General features: G+C 65.0%; 6 protein-coding genes and 1 pseudogene. 3 read left to right on the top strand and 4 right to left on the bottom strand.

The annotated features are described in order from the left end of the window. Positions 1–188: pseudogene (locus QZ609_RS24570) on the top strand (outer envelope protein); the annotation flags it as partial. A gap of 157 nt (positions 189–345) precedes the next feature. Here the strand turns inward: QZ609_RS24570 and QZ609_RS24565 are convergent. From QZ609_RS24565 to flgA, 4 genes are all read right to left on the bottom strand, one after another. Further along, positions 346–1,041, bottom strand: coding sequence for a response regulator transcription factor (locus QZ609_RS24565; protein ID WP_295500479.1), 696 nt, complete (start codon positions 1,039–1,041; stop codon positions 346–348). 532 nt (positions 1,042–1,573) lie between these two features. After that, positions 1,574–2,035: a flagella synthesis protein FlgN gene (locus tag QZ609_RS24560; protein ID WP_295500476.1), complete on the bottom strand. Its 462-nt coding sequence runs from the start codon at positions 2,033–2,035 to the stop codon at positions 1,574–1,576. Positions 2,036–2,153: 118 nt separating this feature from the next. After that, a complete protein-coding gene (gene flgM, locus QZ609_RS24555; protein ID WP_295500474.1) occupies positions 2,154–2,474 on the bottom strand; it encodes a flagellar biosynthesis anti-sigma factor FlgM in 321 nt (106 codons plus the stop codon). A gap of 123 nt (positions 2,475–2,597) precedes the next feature. Next, positions 2,598–3,515, bottom strand: a complete 918-nt coding sequence (gene flgA, locus QZ609_RS24550) for a flagellar basal body P-ring formation chaperone FlgA (protein ID WP_295500472.1) — start codon at positions 3,513–3,515, stop codon at positions 2,598–2,600. Positions 3,516–3,909: 394 nt separating this feature from the next. On the opposite strand from flgA, the gene flgB reads away from it, so the two are divergent. Together flgB and flgC are read left to right on the top strand one after the other, a co-directional pair. Continuing rightward, positions 3,910–4,371 (top strand): flagellar basal body rod protein FlgB, encoded by a 462-nt coding sequence (gene flgB, locus QZ609_RS24545; protein WP_295500470.1) that lies wholly within the window; start codon positions 3,910–3,912, stop codon positions 4,369–4,371. Between the two features lie 161 nt (positions 4,372–4,532). Then, positions 4,533–4,888, top strand: a 356-nt coding sequence (flgC, locus tag QZ609_RS24540) for a flagellar basal body rod protein FlgC (RefSeq protein ID WP_295500468.1), incomplete at its 3' end; no start/stop codon positions are given.

Genomic DNA, 4,888 nt, shown 5'->3' with positions numbered 1-4,888 from the left:
CGACTTCGCCAGAACTGAATATCGATGCCATGGTGATGTACGACCTGGGCACGCCTTTGCACCTCGGCAAGAACACGCTGCGCGCCGGCCTCGAGTATCAATACTGGCGCAACAAGTTCGGCAATCCGTCGTCGGTGCCCGGCTCCTTGGCAAAGACGCCGATGGTGCGAGTCGAGTACCACTTCTGACACGCATTCGGCGAGACCTTCGGCGTGACGGGCGCGAAGGGATCGCCGGCATGCTCCTGTGACCGCCCGCGCGTCGACAGCGCGGGTGGGCCTCTGCAGCGGCGTCCGGGAATCCGGGCGCCGTTTTTTTTTTGCCCTGGCCCTGAGCGCGAGCCGATCAGCCGGTGCGCACGACGCGCGCCGAAGGCTCGACCAGATGCGGGTGGCTCAACAGCATCGCGCCACGCTGGGTGGCAACGAACACCGCTTCGGTTCGGCTGCGCACTTCCAGCCGCCGATACAGCGCATTGATATGCGCCTTGGCGGTGGCCTCGGAAATGGCGAGCATGCGGCTGATGGTCTTGACCGGATGGCCGCGCGAGAGCAGCACCAGGATTTCATACTGCCGCTGTGTCAGCCCGAGCAATGCGCAATCATCGCTGGCGGCTTGGGGGGTGCCAAACGGCGCGTCGGGCCGGGCCAATATGATCGACGCCGGCACGTAACGGCCGCCGGCCAGCACCAATTCAAGTGCTGCGGCAATCAATTTGCCCGCATAACTCTTTAGCACGTACGCCGAGATATTCAATTGCATCAGCGCGCGCACATGTGCGGCCGAATCGCTTTCTCCCAACACGGCAATATGCCGGGGATGCGGTTGTTGCAAGAATCTGGAGAGCGCCGGGATATCGTCGATGCCTGGCAGGGGCAATCCGATCAGGGCCAATTCGGCGTCCGCATGCGCCGCGAGATTCTCAAAAAGCGCCTCGTCCGGGTCCAGGCTGACGACTTCCGACACGGCCGGCAAGGACTGCAAGACATGTGCTGCACCGGCACGAACCAACGGATGTGCCTCGACTACGATTGATTTCACTGCGCCGCCCGTCTGGTTATGGTTGTTTATCCCGTCCGGAAACTGCCGGCCGTGTCACCCATTCGGATCGGCGTGATCCAAATCATTGCAGGCGCGGCTGGTGGAAACGCAATGCAGCATGGTTTCGGTATCTTTCCCCGTTCAACCGGCAGTCACCCAAGTCGGTGCCGCCGGGCCGAAACCTTTTTGCAACATTCTAAAAGGCGGTTTCCTTCCGGTTTTCTGTTATTCGCCAGGCGCGGAGGATAAACCCCGCAGAAATGCGCAGAATAAATCCCCGGCTTGCATGTTGCACCCCTCAATGGGATGTAAATCTTTTTGTTTACCCCGATCGGTTGGGGGTAGGCGACATAGATAACAGGGTTGAGCTGGGGTTGCTACCCCACTTCGTGCCCTTGCGCGCACGCACGGGTTATGGCCTTGCGCCAACTGGCAAGAGCGTGGCGCCGATCGACTTCAGCGGAGGCTGGACGTGACAAAGCCGGCGCATGCATGCGCCGGCCATCAAGACAGGCCCGGAAAACCGGTCAGATTATTGAGCGACGACAGAGAAGCGCGGCACCGACAGCGGCTGCTTGCCGTCGCGGCCGTACGGCGTGCCGCCGCCGCTGTTGGCGGCATGCAGCACCGCCAGGGCGTTTTGCGTGGCGCGAAGACGCAGGTCGATCAGCGTGCCGTTGTCGAGATTGTGCTGGCGCAGCGTGGCGGCCAGGGTCAGGTTCTCGTCGAACAGGCGGCTGGCGGTTGCATCCGAGCGCAGGTATTTCACCAGGCCGTAAGGATCGGCGCCGCCATGCTGCGCCCACCACAGGCGGCGCTCGCGGTCGGCCTCGGACAGGCGGGACAGTTGCTGCTGCTTGGTCTGGGTAATGCGTTCGAGCTCGGCCATGTCGCCGTCGCGCAACGCCTGTGTTTCCGCTTCCAATGTCTGGGTGGCGGCGCGCAGCAGCGCCTGTTCGTCACTCAGGGTACGGATCAGCAGCGTGTTGTCCATGGAGGGCTCCAGCGATGAGGGATGGGCGGGTTCCGGACGGCACGCCCCCCTGCCGCGGTCAGGCCCATGGGGCCGGCGGCATCAGCGCAGGGGTGAAGCGAAGGGCAGGACGTGCCCGTCAGGCCGATTTGGTATGGGCGGACAGCAGCGATTTGGCGTCCGACAGCACGCCGTCGGCGATTTTCGAGGCGTCCATCTTCAGCGTGCCATTCTGGATGGCGGCGCGGATCTGGTCGACGCGAGCGGCATCGAAGTCGCCACTGCCCACTTGGCGCGACACCTGCTGCACCGACAGCGACGGCGAATGGCTGCTCTGTTGTGCGTTGGACGCCGCCTTGGCGCTGCCCGACGACGTGCTTGCGGCCGACGTCGACCCGGACGCGGCGTCCTTGGCGGGCGTCACGGCCGTCGAATTGTTGACGATATGGTTGATTTTCACGGGTGTCTCCGAAGAGCGCGTTCATCCTACCTCCCATATCGGCCAACCCCCGCCCAAACTTTAGCGGGGTACATCGATCTTCCGTCACACTGTGGAGACAGTGTGAAATGTGATTCATGATTCTCAAAACTGGATTGCCACCACACCCACCGACTGCGCGATGCCCGAGACGACGTTGCCATTGGCGGTGCGCACCTGGGCAACCTGGCCCACGGCGGCCTGGTTCAGCGCCCGGCCATCGCTGGTGACCTGGAAGCCGCCGCCTTCTGCCACCAGCTTGACGGTCTGCCCGGCCTGCACGGCCATCGGCAGCCGCAGGCTTTCCGCGCGCAGCGGCTGGTTGGCGGCCACGCTGGTCAGTAGCACCCGCCCCACGGCATCGGCCGGCTGCAGCACCACCGAGGCCGGTAGGTTCGACAGGTCGCCAGTGCGGGCGTCGAGGTCGCTCATGTCGAGTGTCTTGCCCGGCGGCAGCTGGCGCGCGGCCACGTAATACGTTCCGTTGATCTGGATGGTGGCGGGCACCCACGCCGCCCAGGCGTGCGGCGAGCGGCAGCGCACCCCCACTTGTATACGGCCGCGCAGGCGATTGGCGGCCGGCAGCATCAGATCGACCTGGTCGCACGGCTGGTTGGCGATGCGCGCATCGACCGGACCGACCTCGACCGTGGCGCGCGAGCCGCCGCCGTCGGCGGTGCCGTTGAGGATGTCCAGCTGCGACTGCAGTTGCTGCTGGATCTGCATCTGGAGGGCGGTCGGGCCCTGGATGGCCGTGGCGCCAGCGCCTTGGGCGGGCTGCGCGGCCATGGGTGCGTTGGCGACATTGGCCGGTGCGTAGCCGGTGCGGATCATGCCCTGTGCTCGCGCCAGGATCGGGTGGGCCAGGCTGGCCAGCAGGCCCAGCGCCAGCATCAGCAGCAGCTTGCGGCCATGCGCGGCCGCCGGCATGGCCAGGGCACGTGCGGACCATGCGAACGCACGGCGTTGCCGGGCGATGGCAGGGGTCGGGACATCAAAACTGCGCGCAAGCCGGATGGACATAGCAGGGCTCCGTCGAAATTCCGGTGAAGTGTAGCCACGCGCGCGGGGGAGCCAAATCCGGAAATGTCGGCCAAACCCCCCCTTATTCCGACGAATGCACTTGCCAGCCGGCCCCTAGACTTTGCAACGTGGTGAAGTCCCTGGCGGCGTGCCGAGCCCGTTTTTGCACGCGCCGCCTTGGCCCCGGGGTTCCCGACCGGTGCCGGACGCGGGCAGAGGGCGGCGCCACAGAGGCTGCATGACGGCTCCTCTGCAGTACAGCAAGGCAGTGTTTGTGACGGAAGGCATCGGTGGTTTTGAAGGGGCCACCGGTGCCGCTCCGCCAAGCAACCTACGAATACGAACCCGGGCGAGTGGCAGCCCAGCATGGCGCCACGCGCGAGGAATGACAGACATGGTCGACAAACTGGATCAGCTGTTCAGCTTTCAGGAGCAGGCGTTGCATCTGCGCTCGCAGCGGCACCAGCTGCTGGCGTCGAATATCGCCAACGCGGATACGCCCAACTACAAGGCGCGCGATTTCGACTTCCAGTCGGCGCTGCAGAAGGCGACCGGCCAGCAAAGCGGCAGCGGCCTGCCGATGTCGGCCACGTCCGCCGGCCACCTGACGGCCGCCGGTGCGCCGTCCGCCGACGTGACGCCGATGCTGGCGTCGCTGTCGGCGCAGCAGCAGACCAGCGCGCTGCAGGGCGAGGTGCAGTACCGCACTTCGCAGCAGCCCAGCATCGACGGCAACACTGTTGACATGGACGGCGAGCGCATGCGCTTTGCCGACAACACCGTACGTTACGAGGCCGATCTGAGCATCGCGACCTCCAAGATCAAGTCGATGATGGCTGTCATCCAGAACAGCTGACGCGACGCAAAAAGAAGCAGGACGACCGCGCAGCAGTCGGGCGCGGCGAAAGATGGGGCGGGAACAGTGTGGCGCTCCGGGCCGGCAAGCGGGCCCGGAGACCGCTGCCACGCTGCAAACGGATTCGATCCGGCAACAGAGTTGAAGACAGCGGAACCGACATGTCGCTATTCAAGGTGATGGATGTGGCTGGCAGCGCGCTCACCGCGCAGTCCAAGCGCATGAACGTGGTGGCCTCCAACCTGGCCAACGCGGAGAGCGTGACGGGGCCCAACGGCACCGCCTACCGCGCCAAGCAGGTGGTGTTCGCCCCGCAGCAGGAGTCGGACGGTTACGCCACGGGTGTCGCCGTCGACAACGTGGTGGAAGACACCGTCACGCCCATGAAGCGCATGCACCAGCCGGGCAACCCGCTGGCCGATGCCGATGGCTACGTGACCATGCCCAACGTCGATGTGGTCGACGAGATGGTCAACATGATTTCCGCCTCGCGCTCGTACCAGGCCAACGTGGAAGT

The organism is uncultured Ralstonia sp. (genome assembly GCA_913056305.1).
GTDB lineage: Bacteria > Pseudomonadota > Gammaproteobacteria > Burkholderiales > Burkholderiaceae > Ralstonia.
This window is presented reverse-complemented; position numbering and strand designations above follow the sequence as displayed.